The organism is Photobacterium phosphoreum (assembly GCF_002954725.1).
Classification (GTDB): Bacteria; Pseudomonadota; Gammaproteobacteria; order Enterobacterales; family Vibrionaceae; genus Photobacterium; species Photobacterium phosphoreum.
In genome coordinates, this window is sequence record NZ_MSCQ01000002.1 from 1,056,050 (window position 1) to 1,061,776 (window position 5,727).

The window sequence follows — 5,727 nt, forward strand, 5'->3', positions numbered from 1 at the left end:
ACTTAATAATGACTTGATGGGCAATTTGTTCATTATCAGTTTGTTCAATTTTCTTCATCCAATAGTGAAAATTAGCGTAATTGATATCGTTCTGTTTGCAAAATTGCGGTATTGAAATACCACTATTTTGCTGCTGGTTAACGATGGCTGTCCAATATTGATGTTTTTCGAATTGTGTCATAGTTCCTCCTTTTAGTCGGAAAACTATGACAAAAGCAGGCTGTAATTAGAATGTGTGGTTAATTAGGCGCTTACCCTCGAACAGTAAAGCCGAGACCTCAGCGGTACGCTAAAAAGAAAAAAGCCGTTCACCTTAAGTGAACGGCATTAGTGATTAGGTCGTCTATCTATAAAAAGTCATACAGGACGACCTACAAAATAAAGCAATATTTACCACTATAACTCTCTTTATCATTAGCTTTATTTTATAATTTCATGAATTTTTAAAGCACTACTACAGCTAATTAAAGTAAAGTGAAAACTTTCTGTTTCATGCCTATTTGTTTTTATCTAGAATTTAGTATTTCATAAAATCTGATTACAACGCTTTATCGTCTCTACACTTATTGATATTCGGATATTGTATACTTATTTCGTCCTGTATTTTTAGATTCGTAAAGTGCTTTATCTGCATAATTAAAAGCTTCAGATAAATTTATTTTTTTTGATGTTATAAAAGCACCAATAGAAATTGTTATATCCAAATTTTCTATTTTTTCATTACTAACTATATTTAACAAATCATTAAGTTTATTTACTAAATTATTTTCATCTATTAAGCTATCAAATAAAATAACAAATTCCTCTCCCCCCCAACGAATTGGTATATCTGTTTTTCTAATCAAACCCCGTATTCTTCTAGAAACTTCGCTTATTACTAAATCACCAATAGCATGGCCATGGTTATCATTAACTTTTTTAAAAAAGTCTATATCAATAACAACGATGCAATCTGTTTTTCTTGTTTTTTTAAAGAAATCTTTCCTATAAAAACCGGTTAGATTATCCTTTTTATTTCTCGTGAAGAAATAAAAAATTAAAAAAACAATTGAATATAAAACAAAACACAATATATATAATAACACTAGTAATTTATAATCAACATTTATTGGAATATTAACTGTATCTTTATTATTTTGTTTTTCTATTATATTAAAAATTAATTCACTTATACCTACGTCAGATGATAATTTCAATGCTGTCATATTACTATAGCTATAGTTCATAACATATTCATGTAAAAAATCATATTTTATATCTAGTAACAATATAGATTTAATAACCTTATTATTATATAAAGGATAATAGATTGTTATTAATTTTTCTTGCGTTATATCCTCAAGATATGGACCATATACTTTTATAGTTTTATACACAGAAAGGTTATCGTTACCCAAGTGGTAATCAATTTTTTCAACATCAAGTAAATAATTAAAATAACTATTCTTTTCTTGAATTTTTTCCATTAATTCTTTATATCCTTTTTTATAAGGATATATATACATATAACCAGGAAATACATTTGCTACTGTCCATAAATTATTACCAATAATAGTATTTTCATGGCTAACTTTGATAAGCTCTTGAATATTTGAAGATAATAATTTAATATTATCCGACCTATTCGGTGAAATTACTAAATTTTCATTACTGATAATATTACGATAATCTGTTTCATCTGTATTTATAACACTAATTTGATATCTATAAATACTATCACTTAAATATCTAAATAAATTATCCATTTCATTTTTTAATTTCTCTTTATTAATATGCAAATTAAACAAAGAAGTAATTAATGATAGCATTAATATGCTACCAACTGTTTTTATTTTATTATTCAGCATTTAATTAACACCTCTATAAATAGAAGATATAATATAAACATTATTATCATTTATAATCTTCTGTCTAAAAATATGATATTCAGCATTAATTTCCTCAATGTACTCCTCCTCATAAGAAAAACAATCCTGACTACAGATTAGTTTATTATCAAGTTCTAAACAGCTTTTATAAAAATCATATAGTGATATTAGTTTATTCGGTTCAATACCTACAAGATCCATTTTCATTATATCGATATGAAGATCATTGTTATACACCACATAACCATTTACATCTCGAATAATAACCGCACAGCTAGATGACATCATAAGAGGTGCCATGAACACCATTTTAGATGAACCTATATTCTTCAATAATTCTCTTGCTTTATTCTTGATTTCTTGAGGTTTACTTTCATAAAAAAATATATTTTCATAATCACTATGAATAACCTCATAATCTTCATTAATCGTTAATTGATATATAAGTTTTTCAAGCTTCATAACAAAAGATTCATCAACATTAATTTCAACTTTATCTATGAAATTTTCATTTTCATTTTCTATAAAAGTAAAAAAATCAAGTAAACTTGGTCTGGCAAAAAAATACCCCTGACACTTTATATTATTACTGATGTTTTCTAATAATTTAACTTCACTCTCATTTTCAACGCCCTCAACAACAATATCTTTTTTAAAAATAGTTGTTAATTTATATATTATATTTTTTAATAAATTAAACCCAGAAAAACTATCACTTATTCTTTGAGTAATACATCGATCAATTTTAACAATATCGATAGGTAAATTAATCAATAAATCAATATTAGCACATCCCTTACCAAAATCATCAAGTGCGAATTTACAATTCGTTTTTTCCTTAATCTGACTAATATTTTTATGTATTTGTTCTAAGTTAGAGCTCTTGTCATATTCAGTCAATTCAAGAATAATTGTTTTTTTATTTTTATTTATTAATTCAATACATTTATAAGTAAATATGTCTGATTCCAAGCTCAGCAAGGATATATTTATGGAAAAAAAATCAAACTTTGATGTTTGTATTTCAGATAATACTTTTGATAAAATAATTAAATCAAAATCAACTTTATTTTTCTGACTCATCACAAACTCTTCTATATTAATAGAAGAATCTTCAAATCTTAATAAAGCTTCTAAATAACTAATTCGGTTATTTATATAAATTGGTTGATAATGAAAATACATAAATTGTTCACTAATTATTAATTATATATACATTTAAATAAATTTAAATAATTCCTATTATAGAACATTAAAAATATTAATTCCTATATTGCTTTTAATTACCATTTTATTCGATAACTTATAACGTAAACATTCAATTATTACTAATATGCTATTCCTTTTTGGGATATTAAAAATCACTCCATAATATTTTTATGTTAAGTAGCTAAAGATAAGTTAAAAATACTTAGAAGCTGTTATCACAAGAAATCAATAGGTTTAAATTCCCCGATAACTTGACACCTAGGGCAAAACATTAAGTTGCCAAATTGTATGTTAATGTTAATTTAATATTATGTAAGACTCATAAATGCAACTGGGGTGTGAATTTTAAATATTTACATATGCTTTTCCGACATCCTGAAAAGTAGTGCCATATGATCTTGTAGCGATTTCAGACTATAGCTACATTTAAGAATCTTACCGTTCATAGAAACGTTTCTTTACGTAACGAGTATAATATCACACATCACATAGTGGAATCTTAATTTTCAATAATGTGGCGTGTTATATTGATCTAACTCTCAAAATATCTATTTAAATTAGTTACTAATCTAAAATATCACCATAAAAAATAAAAATTCATCATGACGATAAAAATAATCAGTCATAAATACCACTACGTTTTCAATTCCTTTAAAAGATTCATTACTAATGAGAACATACCTTTAGAGGATGTAATTAATTTACCCCGCCCTTCATTTACATTTAATTCCTATGAATAATCGGTAGAAAGCATTGACCGGCTTTAATATTTATAATCACATGAAATTTGAATTTTTATTTCCTCATTTATTCATCTTGATAACAAATAACAAATAACAAATAACAATATATAAATAATTATGATGATTATCTTAAATATAATTTATAACTTAAGTTTATTTCATGGTTAAATTCCTAATCTCTTATCTTATAAAACAATTACAAGATAATTTATAAAATAATTACAGCTAACTAACGTTGAATTTTAGAGTAAAAGCGCTAACATTATTTAACTAATTTGATTCTATTTGACCAACAGATCACGTTGTGACCTGATACTCGATTTTTTGAGAGTATCACCATGAACATCAATACCTTTTCTTTTTATTGACCTAAAAAAACTCGTCAGTCCACAAAAATCAGTTATTCATTATTTAATGTTCTGCTCATGACTATTTAGTATCTATTGAGATTATCGCATACAAATAAAATACCTATTTAAGGTTAATACATTAAGTGCGGCACTAAATATCTGTTTAGGTGGGTTTGGTATTACCTATATTCCTGAGTTTTTATGCCAAAATATTATTGAAGAAGGACGACTTATCCATATATTACCAAGCCTTTATACGTCACAAATCCCAATCCCTGTAAGCTTTATTTATCCAGAGCGTGATTTAATACCTCGACACGACTACGCGCATTTATTGATTTTACAATCACACGCTTTCAAGATGAGATTCAGCGACGGAAAAAAGATAACTAACATGATCCTACATTTAAAATAAACCATGCTTATCTAGTTAGTGAATAAAAATAGACAATTCACTCTCAATAACCATATTTAAACGTTAGATAAGTATTATATTAATAATCAGTCAAATAAATTTATCATCTTGATTACAATACCGACAATAATTAGACATATAACTAAAACAACCATTCAGCATATTGAGTACTCAAATGAGATTAAGATCTAACTTATTATTAAAGTAATTTTTGTTATTTATTTATCAGATAATCATCAGCGTTTTTTTACTTCAATTAATAAATAATTATTCCATCTGTATTTACCAATGAGAACAACATGGAATATATCTTTACACTATGTATAGTTGGGCTTGTCGCCAGGGTGAGATCGTGAACGTTTTATAATCGATTTGACGATCACATCTAGTTGTGATCATATACTCCCTTTTCGGGGAGACCATCATGCACATTGACCATTTTAAAGAACATTTTGAGAGTATCATTGACCAACGCCAAGATGCAAAAGTAACCTATTGCCTTTTTGAAGTATTATTTGGTTCATTATGTGCAGTGATTGATGGAGCTAAGGGATGGTTTGATATTCGTGAATATATTCTTGGTCATCATGACTGGTTTGCTCGCAATAATATGTTTTTAAATGATATTCCAGCTGATGACACTATCGCACGTATCATCTCAACTATTGAACCTAAGCAGTTTCAAGAATGCTTTATTAACTAGATGTCATCAGTCCATACGCTGACCGAAGGTCAAGTCGTTGCTATTGATGGCAAAACACTTCGTGGCTCCTATAACCGTGAAGATAGATCTAGCACCATCCATATGATCAGCGCCTATGCATCATCTAATAAGTTAGTGTTAGGGCAGTTAAAAACGGAACAAAAAAGCAATGAAATTACCGCAATCCCTGAGCTTATAAAAATGCTCGACATAAAGGGAGCATTGGTGACTATTGACGCAATGGCTTGTCAAACGAAGATAGCTAAAGCTATTGTTGATAAAGGCGCCGATTACTTGCTTGCTGTCAAAAGTAATCAGGGAAAACTTCGAATAGCGGTAGAAAAAGCATTTGCAGCTGAGCGAGCAAGTGTAGCGAATAATATTACTTTTGGCCGCATCGAGTCATGTCTGTGGTAGCGATAAGCTTGAGGGCAATTAC

4 protein-coding genes and 1 pseudogene are annotated in these 5,727 nt (G+C 27.7%); 2 read left to right on the forward strand and 3 right to left on the reverse strand.

The window, feature by feature from the left end:
• The 3 genes from tnpA to BTO21_RS16570 all read right to left on the reverse strand — a co-directional run.
• The coding region (tnpA, locus tag BTO21_RS20115; RefSeq protein ID WP_420874938.1) for an IS66 family insertion sequence element accessory protein TnpA at positions 1-181 on the reverse strand (181 nt) is incomplete at its 3' end.
• A 382-nt stretch (positions 182-563) separates the two neighbouring features.
• On the reverse strand, positions 564-1,847 hold the full coding sequence (locus BTO21_RS16565) for a GGDEF domain-containing protein (protein ID WP_105026918.1): 1,284 nt from the start codon (positions 1,845-1,847) through the stop codon (positions 564-566).
• Positions 1,848-3,053, reverse strand: coding sequence for an EAL domain-containing protein (locus BTO21_RS16570; RefSeq protein WP_045032818.1), 1,206 nt, complete (start codon positions 3,051-3,053; stop codon positions 1,848-1,850).
• A 1,274-nt stretch (positions 3,054-4,327) separates the two neighbouring features.
• Between BTO21_RS16570 and BTO21_RS20430 the strand changes: the two genes are divergently transcribed.
• Both BTO21_RS20430 and BTO21_RS16580 read left to right on the forward strand, forming a co-directional pair.
• Positions 4,328-4,585, forward strand: a complete 258-nt coding sequence (locus BTO21_RS20430; RefSeq protein WP_420874939.1) for a type 2 periplasmic-binding domain-containing protein — start codon at positions 4,328-4,330, stop codon at positions 4,583-4,585.
• 424 nt (positions 4,586-5,009) lie between these two features.
• Positions 5,010-5,727 (forward strand): annotated as a pseudogene (locus BTO21_RS16580) (ISAs1 family transposase); the annotation flags it as partial.

Excerpts from the sequence above, each read along its gene's own strand:
- BTO21_RS16565 (WP_105026918.1), bottom strand. The coding sequence starts at position 1,847 with ATGCTGAATAATAAAATAAAAACAGTTGGTAGCATATTAATGCTATCA.
- BTO21_RS16570 (WP_045032818.1), bottom strand. The coding sequence starts at position 3,053 with ATGTATTTTCATTATCAACCAATTTATATAAATAACCGAATTAGTTAT.